16 protein-coding genes and 1 pseudogene are annotated in these 16813 nt (G+C 65.6%); 12 read left to right on the top strand and 5 right to left on the bottom strand.

The annotated features are described in order from the left end of the window. Positions 1–167: 167 nt before the first annotated feature. From nusA to P8X75_11720, 8 genes are all read left to right on the top strand, one after another. The gene (gene nusA, locus P8X75_11755; GenBank protein ID MEJ1995862.1) at positions 168–1772 is read left to right on the top strand and encodes a transcription termination factor NusA; all 1605 of its coding nucleotides are present in this window, start codon (positions 168–170) and stop codon (positions 1770–1772) included. Continuing rightward, entirely contained in the window at positions 1769–2389 is a 621-nt protein-coding gene (locus tag P8X75_11750) for an RNA-binding protein (GenBank protein MEJ1995861.1), read from the top strand. The genes nusA and P8X75_11750 overlap by 4 nt, the downstream gene beginning before the upstream one ends. A 106-nt stretch (positions 2390–2495) precedes the next feature. Next, entirely contained in the window at positions 2496–5096 is a 2601-nt protein-coding gene (gene infB / locus P8X75_11745) for a translation initiation factor IF-2 (protein MEJ1995860.1), read from the top strand. Between the two features lie 58 nt (positions 5097–5154). Next, entirely contained in the window at positions 5155–5559 is a 405-nt protein-coding gene (gene rbfA / locus P8X75_11740; protein MEJ1995859.1) for a 30S ribosome-binding factor RbfA, read from the top strand. 4 nt (positions 5560–5563) lie between these two features. Continuing rightward, positions 5564–6496, top strand: coding sequence for a tRNA pseudouridine(55) synthase TruB (truB, locus tag P8X75_11735; GenBank protein MEJ1995858.1), 933 nt, complete (start codon positions 5564–5566; stop codon positions 6494–6496). A gap of 27 nt (positions 6497–6523) precedes the next feature. Further along, the gene (rpsO, locus tag P8X75_11730; GenBank protein ID MEJ1995857.1) at positions 6524–6793 is read left to right on the top strand and encodes a 30S ribosomal protein S15; all 270 of its coding nucleotides are present in this window, start codon (positions 6524–6526) and stop codon (positions 6791–6793) included. Between the two features lie 264 nt (positions 6794–7057). After that, a complete protein-coding gene (gene pnp / locus P8X75_11725; GenBank protein MEJ1995856.1) occupies positions 7058–9178 on the top strand; it encodes a polyribonucleotide nucleotidyltransferase in 2121 nt (706 codons plus the stop codon). 107 nt (positions 9179–9285) lie between these two features. Then, positions 9286–10008 carry a glycerophosphodiester phosphodiesterase family protein gene (locus P8X75_11720; GenBank protein ID MEJ1995855.1) on the top strand — a complete coding sequence of 241 codons (723 nt, stop codon included), beginning with the start codon at positions 9286–9288 and terminating at the stop codon, positions 10006–10008. 16 nt (positions 10009–10024) lie between these two features. Here P8X75_11720 and P8X75_11715 read toward each other — a convergent pair. The 3 genes and pseudogenes from P8X75_11715 to fabA all read right to left on the bottom strand — a co-directional run bounded on the left by P8X75_11715 (position 10025) and on the right by fabA (position 12627). Further along, positions 10025–10740 (bottom strand): annotated as a pseudogene (locus P8X75_11715) (enoyl-ACP reductase). A 108-nt stretch (positions 10741–10848) separates the two neighbouring features. Beyond that, complete coding sequence (fabB, locus tag P8X75_11710) at positions 10849–12069, bottom strand: beta-ketoacyl-ACP synthase I (GenBank protein ID MEJ1995854.1); 1221 nt, start codon at positions 12067–12069, stop codon at positions 10849–10851. A 36-nt stretch (positions 12070–12105) separates the two neighbouring features. Beyond that, positions 12106–12627 carry a 3-hydroxyacyl-[acyl-carrier-protein] dehydratase FabA gene (gene fabA, locus P8X75_11705; protein MEJ1995853.1) on the bottom strand — a complete coding sequence of 174 codons (522 nt, stop codon included), beginning with the start codon at positions 12625–12627 and terminating at the stop codon, positions 12106–12108. 272 nt (positions 12628–12899) lie between these two features. Between fabA and P8X75_11700 the strand changes: the two genes are divergently transcribed. From P8X75_11700 to P8X75_11685, 4 genes are all read left to right on the top strand, one after another. Further along, on the top strand, positions 12900–13331 hold the full coding sequence (locus P8X75_11700) for a Fur family transcriptional regulator (GenBank protein ID MEJ1995852.1): 432 nt from the start codon (positions 12900–12902) through the stop codon (positions 13329–13331). Between the two features lie 296 nt (positions 13332–13627). After that, positions 13628–14044 (top strand): rubrerythrin family protein, encoded by a 417-nt coding sequence (locus P8X75_11695; GenBank protein ID MEJ1995851.1) that lies wholly within the window; start codon positions 13628–13630, stop codon positions 14042–14044. A 160-nt stretch (positions 14045–14204) separates the two neighbouring features. Then, entirely contained in the window at positions 14205–15548 is a 1344-nt protein-coding gene (locus P8X75_11690) for a heterodisulfide reductase-related iron-sulfur binding cluster (GenBank protein MEJ1995850.1), read from the top strand. A gap of 42 nt (positions 15549–15590) precedes the next feature. Then, entirely contained in the window at positions 15591–16187 is a 597-nt protein-coding gene (locus tag P8X75_11685) for a DUF3501 family protein (GenBank protein MEJ1995849.1), read from the top strand. Between the two features lie 178 nt (positions 16188–16365). On the opposite strand, the gene P8X75_11680 is transcribed toward P8X75_11685, so the two are convergent. Both P8X75_11680 and P8X75_11675 read right to left on the bottom strand, forming a co-directional pair. Further along, on the bottom strand, positions 16366–16590 hold the full coding sequence (locus P8X75_11680) for a hypothetical protein (GenBank protein MEJ1995848.1): 225 nt from the start codon (positions 16588–16590) through the stop codon (positions 16366–16368). Between the two features lie 55 nt (positions 16591–16645). Continuing rightward, the gene (locus P8X75_11675; protein ID MEJ1995847.1) at positions 16646–16789 is read right to left on the bottom strand and encodes a hypothetical protein; all 144 of its coding nucleotides are present in this window, start codon (positions 16787–16789) and stop codon (positions 16646–16648) included. Positions 16790–16813: the final 24 nt, after the last annotated feature.

Genomic DNA, 16813 nt, shown 5'->3' with positions numbered 1-16813 from the left:
GGGCGTGCAGCGCTTGCCCTTCTCCGGCATGCGCAAGGCCAAGCTGCTGCTGACCGACGCTCTGATCGAAGCAGCGCAGCGCGAGGCCGAACAGGAAGCTGCCGGGGACGACTGAACCCCGGCACCGAATTTTTTTGAAGGCTGTCTAAACCAAGAGGCACGAAGGAATGGAAACGGCAACGGCTTACAAGACCGAACTTCTGCAGGTGGCTGATGCAGTCGCCCGGGAGAAGTCGATCGACCGCGAGGAAGTGCTCGAGGCGATGGAACAGGCGATCTCCAAGGCGGGGCGCGCCAAATACGGCCACGAGCATGATGTGCGCGCCGAAATCGACCGCAAGAGCGGCGAGATTCGTCTGCGCCGCTTCCGCGAGGTCGTGGAGGAGGTCGAGGACGACATGACCCAGATCGCGCTGCCCGATGCGCGCGCGCTGGACGAGACGCTGGGCTTCGGCGACTTCGTGACCGAGGACCTGCCGCCCATCGACCTGGGCCGCATCGCCGCCCAGACCGCCAAGCAGGTGATCGTGCAGAAGGTGCGCGAGGCCGAGCGCGCCCGCCAGTTCGAGGAGTACAAGGACCGCGTGGGCGAGGTGGTCAACGGCATCGTCAAGCGGACCGAGTTCGGCAACGTCACCGTGGACCTGGGCCGGGCCGAAGCCATCATGCGCCGCGACGAGACCATCCCGCGCGAAGCCTTCCGCAACGGCGACCGTGTGCGCGCCTACATCTACGACGTGCGCTCCGAACAGCGCGGCCCGCAGATCTTCCTGTCGCGCGCCCGTCCGGAGTTCATGGGCAAGCTCTTCGCCCAGGAGGTGCCGGAGATCTATGACGGCATCATCGAGATCAAGGCCGTCGCCCGCGACCCGGGCAGCCGCGCCAAGATCGCCGTCATCAGCCACGACAGCTCGATCGACCCGGTCGGCGCTTGCGTCGGCATGCGCGGCAGCCGCGTCCAGGCCGTCGTGGGCGAGCTCCAGGGTGAGAAGATCGACATCATTCCCTGGTCCGAGGACACGGCCACCTTCGTGGTCAACGCGCTTCAGCCCGCCGAGGTCACCAAGGTGGTGCTCGACGAGGACGCCGGGCAGATCGAGGTCGTGGTGCCCGACGAGCAGCTTTCGCTCGCCATCGGCCGCCGCGGACAGAACGTGCGTCTGGCCTCACAGCTCTCGGGCTGGGATATCGACATCCTGACCGAAGAGGAGGAGAGCCAGCGCCGCCAGGAGGAGTTCCGCCAGCGCTCGCAGCTCTTCATGGAAGGTCTGGACGTGGACGACGTCATCGCGCACCTGCTGGTCGCCGAGGGCTTCACCTCCATCGAACAGGTCGCCTACGTGGAGGCCGACGAACTGGCCGGGATCGAGGGCTTCGACGAGGAGATCGCCGAAGAGCTGCGCCTGCGCGCCTCCTCCTACCTGGAAGAGATGTCCCGTCAGGCCGAGGACCGCCGCAAGGAGTTGGGCGTCACCGACGAGGTCGCGGCCATCGAAGGGCTGTCCTCCGCCGCGCTGGTCAAGCTGGGCGACCAGGGGGTCAAGACGCTCGACGACTTCGCCGATCTGGCGAGCGACGAGCTGATCGAGATCCTGGGCGACCTCGCGCCTTCGGTCGAGGAGGCCAACGAGATGATCATGGCCGCCCGCGCCCACTGGTTCGAGGACGAGGACGCCCCCGCCGAGAGTGGCGAAGCAGCCGCTGGTGAAGCAGCCACGGGTGAAGAGGCCGCTGGGGAAGAGTCCTCCGACGAGAAGGAGAGCGGCAACTGAGCGACGCGGCGTTCCAGAGGGCCGAAGGGCCCGTCGAGCCCAAGGGGCCCGAGCGGCGCTGCCTCGCCACCGGCGAGCGGCGCGCGAAGGAACGCCTGTTGCGTTTCGTCGTGGGTCCGGACGGCCAGGCCGTCCCGGATCTGCGCGAACGTTTGCCGGGCCGCGGTTTGTGGATCGTGCCCCGGCGGGATATGATCGCCGCCGCCCGGCGCAAGAAGCTCTTCGCGCGGGCCGCAAAGACCGCCGTGGAGCTGCCCGAGGGCCTTGAGGATCAGGTGGAGGAGCTGCTGAAACGGCAGTGCCTGGATCTGGTCTCCATGGCCCGCAAGGCTGGCGAGGCGGTGGCCGGGAACGAAAAGGTGCGCAGCTGGCTGGAAAAGGGCCGGGTTGCGCTGCTGCTGGAGGCGAAGGACGCGTCCGAGGCGGGGCGAAAGCGGATGATCGGCTACGCCCGCGCGCTTGAAGACGGCGTCACGGTCTGGCAGCTCTTCGAAGCGGCCGAAATGGGCCGCGCCTTCGGGCGGGATCAAGCCGTTCACGTGGCGGTTGCGCCCGGCGGTTTGGCCGATAAGCTGTCGCGCGACGCCGCGCGGCTGGAAGAATACAGCGCCTCGTGATTTGGGCGCGCCCGCAATATCCGGGGACACCGGGTAAGCCGGGAACAACAGAAGGCCGGGGGCCGATAGGCGGAACCCGGTTCGAGAAGGAAAAGATTAGGACACCATGAGCGAAAGCAAGGACAACTCCACCAAAAAGCCCCTCAGCCTAGGCCGGGGGCGGCTTGAGCTTAAGAAGACTGTCGAATCGGGCCAGGTCCGGCAGAGCTTCAGCCATGGCCGCAGCAAGACCGTGCAGGTGGAGGTCAAGCGCTCGCGCACCATCGACCGCACCCCGGCGCGCGCCGAAGCGAAGGGCCCAGAGGCGGAGACCGGCAAGGTCGAGAAGCCGGTAGCCGCACCCAAGCCCAAGGCCGCCGAGGACGACAGCCGCCTGACCGCGCAGGAGCGCGAGAAGCGCGTGCAGGTCGTCGAGGACGCCAAGAAGCGCACCGAGGAAGAGGCCAAGCGCAAGGTCGAGGAAGACAAGCGCCGCGCCGAGGAAGAGAAGCTGCGCGCCGAAGAGGACAAGCAGCGCGCCGAAGAGGAAGCCAAGCGTCAGGCCGAGGAAGAAGAGCGCCGCCGCGTCGAAGAAGAGGCGCGCAAGCAGCTCGAAGCCGAGGAGGCCGCCAAGCGCAAGGAGCGCGGCGAGCCCGAGCCCATAGCGCCGAGCGAGCCCGAAATCGTCGACGAGCGCCCCGCGGGGCGCAAGGGCGGCGACGAGCCCGTGGCCGATCTGGCGGACGAACTGGGCGGACGCGTCAAGCGCAAGGGCGCCGGACCGAAGACTCCCAGCCCCTCCAAGCCGCGCAGCGGCGAAGAGCGCCGCCGTGGCAAGCTGACCATCACCAAGGCCCTGGACGGCGAGGACGATCAGGAGCGCCAGCGCTCTCTCGCCTCCCTGCGCCGCCAGCGCGAGCGCGAGAAGCAGCGCCAGCGCGAGCAGATGGCCTCCCAGCCCGCCAAGAAGATCGTGCGTGAGGTCACCGTGCCGGAGACCATCACCGTGCAGGAGCTGGCCAACCGCATGGCCGAGCGCGGCGCGGACGTGGTCAAGGCGCTGATGCGCATGGACGTGATGGCGACCATCAACCAGTCGATCGACGCCGACACCGCCGAGCTGGTGATCGAGGAGTTCGGGCACAAGATCCGCCGCGTCTCCGACTCCGACGTGGAGATCGGCCTGAAGGGCGAAGAGGATCGCCCGGAGGATATGAAGCCCCGCGCGCCGGTGGTGACCGTCATGGGCCACGTCGACCACGGCAAGACCTCTCTGCTGGATGCGCTGCGCGCCAGCGACGTGGTCGCGCACGAGGCCGGCGGCATTACTCAGCACATCGGCGCCTATCAGGTGCATCTGAAGTCGGGGGCGGCGATCACCTTCATCGATACGCCGGGCCACGCCGCCTTCACCGAGATGCGCGCGCGCGGCGCCAACGTGACCGACATCGTGATCCTGGTGGTGGCCGGCGACGACGGCATCATGGAGCAGACGGTCGAGGCGATTAACCACGCCAAGGCCGCCGAGGTTCCGGTCATCGTCGCGGTCAACAAGATGGACAAGCCCGAGGCCGACCTGGACCGGGTGAAGACCGAGTTGCTGAGCCACGAGCTGGTGCCCGAGGAGATGGGCGGCGACATCATCGTCATCCCCGTGTCGGCCAAGACCCGCGAGGGCCTGGACGACCTCGAGGAGTCGATCCTGCTTCAGGCGGAAATCCTGGAATTGCAGGCCAACCCCAACCGCAACGCCGAGGGCGTCGTGGTCGAAGCCAAGCTGGAACAGGGCCGTGGCTCCGTCGCCACCGTTCTGGTCAAGCGCGGCACGCTGAGGATGGGCGATATCTTCGTCAGCGGCACCGAGTGGGGCCGCGTGCGCGCCCTGATCAACGACCGGGGCGAGCGGACCGAAGAAGCCGGACCCTCAGCGCCCGTCGAGGTGCTGGGCCTTCAGGGCACGCCCCAGGCCGGCGACGACTTCGTGGTGGTCGAGGACGAGACCCGGGCGCGCGAGATCGCCGAGTTCCGTTCGGAGGCCAAGCGTCAGAGCGAGCTGGCCCGCGCCGGGCGCGGCAGCCTTGAGCAGATGCTTTCCAAGATCAAGGAAGGCGAGGTCAAGGAGCTGCCCGTGGTGGTGAAGGCCGACGTGCAGGGGTCTCAGGAAGCCATCGTCCAGGCCTTGGAAAAGGTCGGCACGGAAGAAGCGCGGGTCCGCGTTCTCCATGCCGGCGTCGGCGGCATCAACGAGTCGGACGTCACCCTGGCCCGCGCGTCGGAAGCGATCATCATCGCCTTCAACGTCCGCGCCAACGCCCAGGCCCGCGAGGTCTCGCGCCGCGACGGCGTGGACATCCGCTACTACTCGATCATCTACAACGTGGTGGACGAGATGAAAGCGGCGCTTTCCGGCCTGCTCGACCCCGAGCAGTCGGAGAAGTTCCTGGGCTACGCCGAGATCCGCGAGGTCTTCTCGATCTCCAAGTCCGGCAGGGTCGCGGGCTGCATGGTCACCGACGGCGTGGTCAAGCGGGGCTGCAAGGTCCGCCTGCTGCGCGACGACGTGGTGGTGCACGACGGCACGCTGAAGTCGCTCCGCCGCTTCAAGGATGAGGTCAAGGAGGTCAAGTCGGGCTACGAGTGCGGCATGGCTTTCGAGAACTACAACGACATCCAGGTCGGCGACATGATCGAGTGCTACGAGATCGAGGAGACGCAGCGCGAGCTCTAAGGCCGCGCTGCCTCTTCCCCATCCCGTCCAAGCCTCTTTTCGGATCGAGGACCCGCCCATGGCCGGCAAGCAACCCAGTCAGCGCCAGCTGCGCGTCGGCGAAGAGATTCGCCACGCCCTGGCGCGCATCTTCCTGGAGGGCGAGCTGCGCGACCCGGACCTGGCCGAGGCTTCCATCACCATCACTGAGGTGCGGTTGAGCCCCGACCTGGGCACGGCCACGGCCTTCATCATGCCGCTGGGCGGCGTCGATCAGAAACCCGTTCTGGACGCCTTGAAGCGCGCCGCGCCTTTTCTGCGCGGACAGGTGTCGGCGGCGCTTACGCTTCGCTACACCCCGCGTCTGCGCTTCGAGCTGGACCGCAGCTTCGAGGAGGCCCAGAAGATCGAGAGCCTCTTGCGCTCCGACCGGGTGAAGCGCGATCTGGGCGCGGGCCCGTCCGACGACGACGAAGAGTCCTGAGCCCATGGCGCGCAAGAAGAAGGGCGATCCGGTCCACGGCTGGCTGGCGCTGGACAAGCCCATCGGCATGACCTCGACCCAGGCGCTCGCCCGCGTCAAACGGCTCTTCAATGCGCAGAAAGCCGGGCACGGCGGAACCCTGGACCCGCTGGCCAGCGGCATCCTTCCCATCGCGTTCGGTGAGGCGACCAAGACGGTCGCCTACGCCATGGAAGGCGCAAAGCGCTACCGCTTCACGCTGCGCTGGGGCCAGGCGACCGAGACGGACGACACCGAGGGCGCGGTGGTGGCCGAGAGCGACCAGCGCCCGGACCGGGCCGCGATCGAGGCCGCGCTCGCCCCCTTCATCGGAGAGATCGAGCAGACCCCGCCGCGCTATTCGGCCGTGAAGCTCCAGGGCGAGCGCGCCTACGACCTGGCGCGCGACGGCGTGGAGTTCGAGCTGAAGAGGCGGCTGGTCGAGGTCTTCGACCTCAAGCTCCTCGAGATGCCGGACGCCGACCACGCGACCTTCGATCTGCATTGCGGCAAGGGGGTCTACGTGCGCTCCCTGGCGCGCGACCTGGGCGAGGTTTTGGGCTGCCACGCCCATGTCACCGACCTGCGCCGCACGGCCGTCGGCGCCTTCACTGAAAAGGCGTCGATTTCCCTGGATTCTCTGGAGGCCTTGGGGCATAGTCCCGCCGCCTTCGAGCAGTTGCTTCCGATCGAGACCGCGCTGGACGACATCCCGGCCCTGGCCCTTTCGGAAGCCGAGGCGCTTAGCCTCAAGCGGGGGCAATCGGTATCGCTTCTGAGCCGTCTATATAAGGAGCGGGTCACGGACCTCGACCTGGAAGTCGGGGATGTGGTCTGCGCCATGGCGAAGGGCAAGCCGGTCGCACTCGCGCGATACGAAGGGGGCTCCTTGAGCCCGGTTCGCGTACTGAACCTTTAGTGATGTCGGGACGAGAGTAGAAAAGAAATGTCTATCACCGCCGAACGCAAGCAGGAACTCATCAAGGAGTTCGGTCAGAAGGACGGAGACACCGGTTCGCCGGAGGTCCAGGTCGCGATCCTGACCGAGCGCATCAAGAACCTGACCGAGCACCTGCAGGGACACAACAAGGACTTCCACTCGCGCCGCGGACTCCTGGTCATGGTTGGCCAGCGCCGCCGCCTGTTGGATTACCTCAAGCGCAAGGATCACGGCCGCTACGCCGAGCTGATCCAGCGTCTGGGCCTGCGCCGCTAAGCGGCATGTCAGTGACGATTCCCGCAGCCTTTGCGACCGCCTTTGCCTCCGGGCAGAGCGTGGCGCGTCCGGCTGCGGGTTTCTTCGTTGCGGGCCCTCTTAGAAAATCCGTGGTTGAGCCAACGCTACCGGGCCGGGGCGTTGGACGGAAAAACGCCGGGCCGACGTAAGCGGCGGCGCCTCCAGGATTGGAAGGCACCGCCTTTTACGCGGGTCCGGCACCCACTTTCCGGCCTAAGAACCGAAAAGGACGAAAGACCCTAAATGTTTGAGATCTACAAAAAGGAACTGGAGTGGGGCGGACGCACGCTCTCATTCGAAACCGGCCGCATCGCCCGTCAGGCCGACGGTGCCGTGCTGGTCAAGTACGGCGAGACCGTGGTGCTCTGCACCGCCGTCGCTCAGCGCCAGCCGAAGCCGGGCATCGACTTCTTCCCGCTGACGGTCAACTACCAGGAGAAGTACTTCGCCGCGGGCAAGATCCCCGGCGGCTTCTTCAAGCGCGAAGGCCGCCCGACCGAGAAGGACACCCTGGTGTCCCGCCTGATCGACCGGCCGATCCGCCCGCTGTTCGCCAAGGGCTTCAAGAACGAGACCCAGGTGATCTGCACGGTGCTGAGCCACGACCTGGAGAACGATCCCGACATCGTCGCCATGGTCGGCGCCTCGGCGGCGCTGACGCTGTCCGGCCTGCCCTTCATGGGGCCGATCGCCGGTGCGCGCGTCGGCTACAAGGACGGTAGCTACATCCTGAACCCGCGTGTCCAGGAAGTGCCCGAGAGCGAGCTCGATCTGGTCGTCGCCGGCACGGGCGAGGGCGTGCTGATGGTGGAGTCGGAGGCTCACGAGCTTTCCGAGGAAGTCATGCTGGGCGCCGTTTCCTACGGTCATGAGCAGATGCAGCCGGTGATCAACGCGATCATCGAACTGGCCGAGCTGGCCGCCAAGGAGCCCTGGGACATCCCCGAGGCCGCCCCCGAGGTCGCCGACGTGCGCGCCAAGGTCGAGGCCGAGTTCGGCTCCAAGCTGTCGGCGGCCTACGCCAACGTCGACAAGCAGGCGCGTCAGACCGCCATCGCCGCCGTCAAGGAAGAGGCGCTCGCGCTCTTCGCCGAGGACGAGGCCGCCCAGGCGGTCTTTGGCGGTGTCTTCAAGTCGCTGGAGAGCGACATCGTGCGCGGCGACATCCTGAAGACCAAGAAGCGCATCGACGGCCGCGGCCTCGCCGACGTCCGCCCGATCGTCTCGGAGGTCGGTGTCCTGCCCCGCACGCACGGCTCGGCGCTCTTCACCCGCGGCGAGACCCAGGCGCTGGTCACCACCACGCTGGGCACCGGCTCGGATGAGCAGATCATCGACGCGCTGGAGGGCGAGTTCAAAGAGCACTTCATGCTGCACTACAACTTCCCGCCCTATTCCGTGGGCGAGGCCAGCTTCCTGCGCGGTCCCGGCCGCCGGGAGATTGGTCACGGCAAGCTCGCCTGGCGCGCCCTGCGCCCGATCCTGCCGAAGAAGGAGGACTTCCCCTACACCCTGCGCGTGGTCTCCGAGATCACCGAGTCCAACGGGTCTTCCTCCATGGCCACGGTTTGCGGCTCCTCGCTTTCCATGATGGATGCCGGCGTGCCGCTGACGCGGCCCTGCGCGGGCATCGCCATGGGTCTGATCAAGGAAGGCGACGACTTCGCCGTTCTTTCGGACATCCTGGGCGACGAGGATCATCTGGGCGACATGGACTTCAAGGTGGCCGGCACCGAAAAGGGCGTCACCTCTCTCCAGATGGACATCAAGATCACCTCGATCACGCCGGAGATCATGAAGATCGCTCTGGAGCAGGCGCAGGCCGGACGCATCCACATCCTGGGTGAGATGGCCAAGGCCATGACCGGCAGCCGCGAGGGCGTCTCCGACTTCGCCCCGCGCATCATCACCTTCTCCATCCCGCGCGATAAGATCCGCGAAGTGATCGGCACGGGCGGCAAGGTGATCCGCGAGATCACCGAGACGACCGGCGCCAAGATCGACATCGAGGACGACGGCACCATCAAGGTGGCCTCCATCGACGGCGAGAAGGGCCAGGCGGCCATCGACTGGATCAAGTCCATCGTGGCCGAGCCCGAGGTCGGAGAGGTTTATCGCGGCAAGGTCGTGAAGATCGTCGACTTCGGCGCCTTCGTGAACTTCATGGGTGCGCGTGACGGCCTCGTCCACATCTCCGAGCTGGCGCCCGAGCGCGTCAAGACGGTGAACGATGTGATCAACGAAGGCGATCAGGTCTACGTGAAGTGCATCGGCATCGACGACCGCGGCAAGGTCAAGCTCTCCATGAAGCGCGTCAATCAGGAGACCGGCGCGGACCTGGAGGCGGAGACCGCCGAGGCCTGAGCCTGACAGGCGTTTAACGAAAAAAGGGCTCCGTCCGGGCCGGCCGTTTCGGCCAGCAGGGGCGGGGCCCTTTTTCTGTTCGGAACCTGAAGAAGGAACGAGCGCTCATGACCCTGACCTTGCCCCGCCTGATCGCGCATCGCGGCGCCTCCGCCGAGGCGCCCGAGAACACGCTGGCGGCGTTCCGCAAGGCGGCCGAGCTGGGCGCCGAGTGGGTCGAGTTCGACGTCATGCTGACGGCCGACGCCATGGCCGTGGTGCATCATGACGACACCCTGAAGCGGATCACCGGGATCGACCGTCAGATGGCGGAGACCTCATTCGCCAAGCTGACGGCGATCAACGCCAAGATCGCCGAGCCGATTCCCACGCTGATCGAGGTCATGGCTCTGCTGGCCGCCGAGAACCTGAACGCGAACATCGAGATCAAGCCCACCCCCGGCCGGGCGGAAGCGACGGCGGAGGCGACCCTGCGGCTTCTCTCCGACCATTGGCGGGGCGGCGAGCCGCCGCTGGTCTCCTCCTTCGATTGGCGCGCCTTGCAGGTCGCCCGCGCGCAGCAACCGGACCTTCCGCTTGGCCTGCTGGTCGATCTGGAGGAAACGCCCGAGGCCGATTGGCGCGGGGCGGCGCGGGCGCTCCAGGTCTTTTCGCTGCATCTGGACCGGGGATCGGCGACCGCTGAGCGGATCGCCGAGGCCAAGGCGGAAGGCTTGCGGGTGCTGGTCTATACGGTGAACGACCCGGCAGAGGCGGCCTCCCTGCTGTCCTTGGGGGCCGATGCCGTCTTTACCGACGATGTCCGCTCGATGAAGCGCGCCCTCGGCTGAGGGCCGCCGCCCTACGTCAGTCTTCCGGGCTCATCCGCTTGGGATTGGGAATACCGATGGCGTGGTAGCCGCCGTCCACGTGGTGGACTTCGCCGGTCACGCCCGAGGAGAGGTCGGACAGCAGGTAGAGCCCGGCCCGCCCAACCTCGTCGAGCTGCGGGTTGCGGCGCAGCGGCGCCTGGCTGCCGGTCCAGCGATAGACGAACTTGGCGGCCCCGATGGCCGAGCCCGCGAGCGTGCGCATCGGGCCCGCGGAGAGCGCGTTGACGCGAATCCCCTCTTCGCCCAGGTCCATGGCGAGATAGCGCACGCTGGCCTCCAGCGCCGCCTTGGCCACGCCCATGACGTTGTAGTTCGGCGTCACCCGCTCCGCACCCAGATAAGTGAGCGTCAGAAGGCTCCCGCCGTCGGTCATCAAGGCGCGCGCGTGCTTGGCGACGGCGGTGAAGGAATAGGCGGAGATCGCCATGGTGTGGCGGAAGTTCTGCCGCGTGGTGTTGAGATAGAGGCCGGAGAGCTCGCTCTTGTCCGAATAGGCGATCGCGTGGACCACGAAGTCGATCTTGCCCCATTCCTTTTCAAGGCGCCCGAAAACGCGCGCCAGGTCTTCTTCGCTGTCCACGTTGCAGGGGCGATGCCCCAGGCGATGGAGTGGTCGTTGGCAACACCCATGATGAGGCCGCGCTTGCCGGCCATGAGATCGCCTTTTGGGTAAGAAGCCTCTGACGTCATCGTTCCTCAGCGCCTTTTCATTCTTATTCAGCTCTCAACTGCCGCGTCTCTTGTGCCGCGTCTCTAGTGCCGCGTCCCCTTTGCCGCATTCCGCCAGCCGGACCCTTATCAGGCCTCGTAGCGCTGGAAGGCGAGACAGGCGTTCGTTCCCCCAAAGCCGAAGGAGTTCGACATCAGGCAATCGATCTTCGCGTTCTCTTCGGTCTCGGTGACGATTGGGATGCCCTCGGCGCCGGGATCGGGATTGTCGATGTTGATCGAAGGCGCGATGAAACCGTTCTCCATCATCAGCAGCGAGTAGATCGCCTCGGTCACCCCCGCCGCGCCCTGGGCGTGGCCGGTGAGCGACTTGGTGGAGGCGACCTTCGGCAGGTCCGCGCCGAAGACTTCCTTGATGGCGTTCAGTTCGGTGATGTCGCCGACCGGCGTCGAGGTGCCGTGGGCGTTGATGTAGTCGACCTTGATGTTGCCCGCGCTGGCGAGCGCCTGGCGCATGCAGCGCACGGCCCCCTCACCCGAAGGCGCCACCATGTCGACCCCGTCCGAGGTCGCGCCGTAGCCGATCAACTCACCGTAGATCTTTGCGCCGCGCGCCTTGGCGTGCTCCAGCTCTTCCAGCACCACCAGACCGCCGCCCCCGGCGATCACGAAGCCGTCGCGGTCCTTGTCGTAGGGCCGCGAGGCTTTCTGCGGCGTGTCGTTGTAGCCGCCGGAAAGCGCGCCCATGGCGTCGAACAGCATGGAGAGGGTCCAGTGCAGCTCTTCGCCGCCGCCGGCCAGGACCACGTCCTGCTTGCCCCACTGGATCAGTTCCGCGCCGTTGCCGATGCAGTGCGCCGAGGTGGAGCAGGCCGAGGAGATCGAGTAGCTGACCCCCTTGATCTTCAAAGAGGTCGCGAGATTGGCGGAATTGGTGGAGGACATGCAGCGCGGCACCATGTAGGGCCCCATGCGCTTGACGCCCTTTTCCCGCGCGATGTCGTAGGCCGCCGTCTGGTTGGAGGTCGAGGGGCCGCCGGAACCGCAGATCAGGCCGGTCCGCTCGTTGCTGACCTCGCTCTCCTCAAGCCCCGCGTCGGCGATGGCCTCAAGCGCCGCCACGTAGTTGTAGGCCGCGCCGTCGCCCATGAAGCGGCGCACGCGCCGGTCGACATGGGAGTCGAGGTCGATGGTGGGTGCGCCGTGCACATGGCTGCGAAAGCCGTGCTCGGCGTAGTCCTCGGCGAAGACGATGCCCGAACGGCCCTTGCGAAGGGACTCGGTCACCTCTTTCGCGTTGTTTCCGATGCTGGAGACGATCCCCAGCCCTGTGACGACCACGCGTCGCATGGAGTCTCCTTATTACCAATGAGTCTCTGCGGTCCTTCAGGTGGTGAAGAGGCCGACACGCAGATCCTTCGTCTCGTAGACGGTCTCGCCGTCCACTTTCATAACGCCGTCCGCGATCCCCATCACCAGCTTGCGCAGAATCACGCGCTTCAAGTTCAGGTGGTAGCTGACCAGTTTGGAGTCCGGCAGGACCTGGCCGGAAAACTTGACCTCGCCCACGCCCAGCGCGCGGCCCTTGCCCGGTCCGCCCGACCAGCCGAGAAAGAAGCCCACCAGCTGCCAGAGCGCGTCCAGTCCCAGGCAGCCCGGCATCACCGGGTCGTCTTCGAAGTGGCACTTGAAGAACCAGAGGTCCGGGTTGACGTCGAGCTCGGCCTCGATCTCCCCCTTGCCGTATTCGCCGCCCGCATCGTTGATCTTGGTGATGCGGTCGAACATCAGCATCGGCGGCAGCGGGAGGCGGGCGTTGCCCGGTCCGAAAAGCTTACCGTGACCGCACGCGATCAGATCGTCGTAGCTGTAAGAGTTCTTGGCTTTGGCTTCCTGTGGCAGGCTCAAGTCTTCCCCCGCGTATCGCATCGCAGAACATGTCTGGCTGCCTACATGGCAGTGAATCGTTCGCAGGCCAAGTATTTTCCTCGGGCCGGCGCCGCCTAATGTTACGGTCCGCGGCGTCCAACGCAACGGTAACCTTTGGCGCACAAGAACATGGGCGGAGCGGTTTGAGGCCGCCCCGCTTGCGAGTCCACCTTATTGTTGTTCTAGAAAAAAGCCCAAGTGGCTGCTATTGCCCCTTTCATTGAAGCGTAATCTTGCCTATATAGCCTTGCATGAGCCAGTCACGTCCCTATAGCGCCCATATCGACCGTCTGAAGGCGGCGGGCCTGCGTCCGACCAAGCAGCGTTTGGCGCTCGCCAAGCTGTTGTTCGGCGGCGGCGACCGTCACACCACGGCCGAGCAGCTTCACATGGAAGCCATGGGTAACCAGGTCGGCGTGTCACTGGCGACCGTTTACAACACGCTCCATCAGTTCACGGAGGCCGGTCTTCTGCGCGAAGTCGTGGTCGAGCCGGGCCGTTCCTACTTCGACACCAACGTCGAGGACCACCACCACTTCTTCGTGGAGGGCAAGGGCGAACTGATGGATATCCCGGGCAACGCCGTGAAGATCGCGGCTCTGCCGGACGCACCGGACGGCACCTCGGTTCGGCAGGTCGACATCATCATCCGCGTTTCCGAAGATAAGAGCGGCCAGGCCTGAGCCCTTTCGGCCGCCGCCGGACGGCCAGATGGAAGCGCCCCTCAGGGGTTGCCACGCGCCAGCTTTACCACTTCAACAATAATCTAGCTCTTCCAGACTACTAAGATGGAATTTTTAGTGGTTCTAATCCGTTGACTTCCCCGGGTCCGGTGTCTATCTCTAGATCGTGGCGTGGGGAGGACGCCGGGCTTGCGCGGCCTTTTTTGAGAGTCCAGGCAAGCAGGATAGAAGCGTCTCCCCGCGGCGAAAAAAGTGATCGTGGTATCCAACAGCAAATCATGAGGAAGGGAGAAACCATGTCTCTCAAGGGTTCCAAGACCGAAGGCAACCTGAAGGAAGCATTCTCTGGTGAAAGTCAGGCCAACCGCCGTTACCTCTACTTCGCACAGAAGGCGGACATCGAGGGCTACAACGACGTGGCGAGCGTTTTCCGCTCCACCGCCGAGGGTGAGACCGGCCACGCGCACGGCCACCTGCAGTACCTCGAAGAGGTTGGCGACCCCGCCACCGGCGAGCCGATCGGCTCCACCGAGGAGAACCTGAAGGCCGCCATCGCCGGCGAGACGCACGAGTACACCGACATGTACCCGGGCATGGCTCGCACCGCGCGCGAGGAAGGCTTCGACGAGATCGCCGACTGGTTCGAGACCCTGGCCAAGGCTGAGAAGAGCCATGCCGGTCGCTTCCAGAAGGCCCTGGACACCATGGCCTAACCGGCCCGTCCGGATTCGACAGGGGTTCCGGCCCGGCTGAAACGCCGGGCCGGCCGACCCTCCTTCAAGCCGACCCAAGTTTATTTGATGGCTTTTCTTCCGGCGCAGGGCGGCCCCGCGGCCGCTGTCGCACGGAATCTATTCTCGGGGGAGACGACCCATGCGTGAAGGCAGCCTCGACGCACCGACCCGCCACCCGGTGAACTATCAGGATCCTGAGTTCACCGATTGGGACAAGATCAACGAGGAGATGGAGCGCGTCTTCGACGTCTGCCATGGCTGCCGCCGCTGCTTCAACCTCTGCGACTCCTTCCCCAAGCTCTTCGACCTGATCGACGAGTCAGAGACGGGCGAGCTCGATTCCGTCGCCAAGGAGGACTACAAGCCGGTCGTGGACGCCTGCACGCTCTGCGACATGTGCTTCATGGTCTCCTGCCCCTACGTCCCGCCCCACGAGTTCAACATCGATTTCCCGCACCTGATGCTGCGCTACCGCTACGCCGAGCGCGTGTCCGGCAAGGTGAAGGACGGCATCGCCGGGGAACTGACCAAGACCGACCGCAACGGCAAGCTCGCCGCCAAGATGCCGGGGCTCGCGAACTGGGCGAGCGATACGAAGAACGGCATGACCCGCGGCGCGCTGGAGAAGATCGCGGGCGTGGACCGGGAAGCCAAGCTTCCCAAGTTCCATGGCAAGACCTTCAAGCTGCGCGCCAAGGAAGAGGTGCCCGAGGTGAATCAGGAGGCGCCGGGCCACGGCCGCAAGGCGATCCTCTACGCCACCTGTTTCGTGAACTACAACAACCCCGACATCGGCATGGCCGCGCGCAAGGTCCTGGCCAAGAACGGCGTGGAGACCGAGGTGGTCTATCCCGCCTGTTGCGGCATGCCGCAGTTGGAGCAGGGCGACTTCCCCAAGGTGGCGGAGAACGCCAAGCGGGTTTCCGCCGAATTGCTGGAGTGGGTCGAGAAGGGCTACGACGTGATCGCGCTGGTCCCCTCCTGTGCGCTGATGCTGAAGTTCGAGTGGCCGCTGATCCTGCCCGAGGACGAGAACATCAAGAAGCTGGCCTCGGCGACCTACGACATCACGGAATACGTGGTCGACATCGCCAAGAACGAGGGCATCGCGGAGGGCATGAAGCCGCTCGACGGCACTGTAGCCTTCCACGTGGCCTGTCACGCCCGCGCCCAGAACATGGGCGCCAAGGGCGCGGAGATGCTGCGCCTGATCCCGGAGACCAAGCCCACGGTCATCCAGCGCTGTTCGGGCCACGGCGGCTCCTGGGGCGTCATGAAGGGCAACTTCGAGACCGCGCTGAAGGTCGGCAAGCCGGCGATCCGCCAGGCGGCCAAGCCGGACACCACCTATCTCGCCAGCGAATGTCCCCTGGCGGGCGACCATCTGGTCCAGGGCATCGAACGCCTTGAGGCCGAAGACAAGCCGAAGATTGAGCAGTCGAGCCATCCGATCGAGTTACTGGCCAAGGCCTATGGCTTTTGATCCGGGGCCGCTGTTAAGGAAGGAGGAAGGAGAGACACCATGATGGGTGCAGAAATGAAGACGGAAATCACCCGGCAGGACATCATGCCGATCGACGACTACATCGCTGAGCGCAAGGAGCGCCGCAAGCAGCTCGTCGAGACAAAGCGCAACCGCCGCGTCGAGGTCGGTCCGGTGGCCACCTGGTACTTCGAGAACTACGAGACCATGTGGAACCAGGTCCACGAGATGCTCTACATCGAGCGCGGCGGCGAGGAGCAGATCGCCGACGAGCTGGCCGCCTACAACCCGCTGATCCCGCAGGGCAGCGAGCTGATCGCGACCATCATGTTCGAGATGGACGATCCTGAGCGCCGCAAGCGCCTGCTGTCCAAGATCGGCGGCATCGAGGAAAAGACCTTCATGAAGATCAACGGCGAGACGGTCGAGGCCCGCCCCGAGGCGGACGTCGATCGCACCACCGCCGACGGCAAGGCCTCCTCGGTCCAGTTCGTGCACTTCGACCTGACGCCCGCGCAGGTCAAGGCCTTCAAGTCCGAAGGCGCGGAGATCGTGGTCGGCTTCAGCCACCCGGATTATCACCACATGACGCAGCTCTCAGAGCCGGTGCGCGCCGCGCTGGCGGAGGATCTCTCCTGATCCCACCGGGTGATCGGGGGGCGCAAGACACCTGGCAATAAAAGAGCCCCGGATCCGCCGCGATCCGGGGCTCTTTCTTGTCGAGGCCCGCATCTCGCGTTGTGGGCCAGGGGGGTCGCCAGTTGTTCACTTGTCTTCGGGGTCGCAGTCAGTGTTGGTCCCCCGTCGTAGTTCGGCGTCAGTCGTTTTGGGCCATCCTGTCGAAGGCCTTTTTCCGCCACTCCATATCGCGCACCACGTCCTTCAGGGTGAGCCCGGTGCGGCGGGTCGTGGTCGCTTGCGCCGCCGCTGCGGGCAGTTCGGCCGGGGCGGGCGCCTTCAGGGTCTCCGTTGTTCCACCCTCCACGGCATTACAGCCGAGGGCATAGAAAACGCCGGCGATCAAAACTGTCTTGCAGGCCATGGATCGTTCTCCCTCAATCGAGCGTAGGCCGCGCTGCGCTGCGGCCGTTCAGGCGTCAAAACAGTCCCGACATTCTTTCCGGAGAGAGGATGGAGCCCAGGGCTCCCACGGACAGCAATCCCCCGATCCCGCTCAACAGCAGCAGCAGGATGAACTTCGGTAAGGGCATGCCGCCTGAAACTTTCTCTTCTGCAGTCATCTCACGTCTCCTTGGCTTTTTCTT

This window comes from Limibacillus sp. (assembly GCA_037379885.1).
Classification (GTDB): Bacteria; Pseudomonadota; Alphaproteobacteria; order Kiloniellales; family CECT-8803; genus JARRJC01.
The sequence above is the reverse complement of the archived record's forward strand: the minus strand, read 5'-3'. Positions and strand labels throughout refer to the sequence as shown.

Coding starts and splice junctions, on each gene's coding strand:
- nusA (MEJ1995862.1), top strand. CDS start 168: ATGGAAACGGCAACGGCTTACAAGACCGAACTTCTGCAGGTGGCTGAT.
- infB (MEJ1995860.1), top strand. CDS start 2,496: ATGAGCGAAAGCAAGGACAACTCCACCAAAAAGCCCCTCAGCCTAGGC.
- rbfA (MEJ1995859.1), top strand. CDS start 5,155: ATGGCCGGCAAGCAACCCAGTCAGCGCCAGCTGCGCGTCGGCGAAGAG.
- truB (MEJ1995858.1), top strand. CDS start 5,564: ATGGCGCGCAAGAAGAAGGGCGATCCGGTCCACGGCTGGCTGGCGCTG.
- rpsO (MEJ1995857.1), top strand. CDS start 6,524: ATGTCTATCACCGCCGAACGCAAGCAGGAACTCATCAAGGAGTTCGGT.
- pnp (MEJ1995856.1), top strand. CDS start 7,058: ATGTTTGAGATCTACAAAAAGGAACTGGAGTGGGGCGGACGCACGCTC.
- P8X75_11720 (MEJ1995855.1), top strand. CDS start 9,286: ATGACCCTGACCTTGCCCCGCCTGATCGCGCATCGCGGCGCCTCCGCC.
- fabB (MEJ1995854.1), bottom strand. CDS start 12,069: ATGCGACGCGTGGTCGTCACAGGGCTGGGGATCGTCTCCAGCATCGGA.
- P8X75_11700 (MEJ1995852.1), top strand. CDS start 12,900: ATGAGCCAGTCACGTCCCTATAGCGCCCATATCGACCGTCTGAAGGCG.
- P8X75_11695 (MEJ1995851.1), top strand. CDS start 13,628: ATGTCTCTCAAGGGTTCCAAGACCGAAGGCAACCTGAAGGAAGCATTC.
- P8X75_11690 (MEJ1995850.1), top strand. CDS start 14,205: ATGCGTGAAGGCAGCCTCGACGCACCGACCCGCCACCCGGTGAACTAT.
- P8X75_11685 (MEJ1995849.1), top strand. CDS start 15,591: ATGGGTGCAGAAATGAAGACGGAAATCACCCGGCAGGACATCATGCCG.
- P8X75_11680 (MEJ1995848.1), bottom strand. CDS start 16,590: ATGGCCTGCAAGACAGTTTTGATCGCCGGCGTTTTCTATGCCCTCGGC.
- P8X75_11675 (MEJ1995847.1), bottom strand. CDS start 16,789: ATGACTGCAGAAGAGAAAGTTTCAGGCGGCATGCCCTTACCGAAGTTC.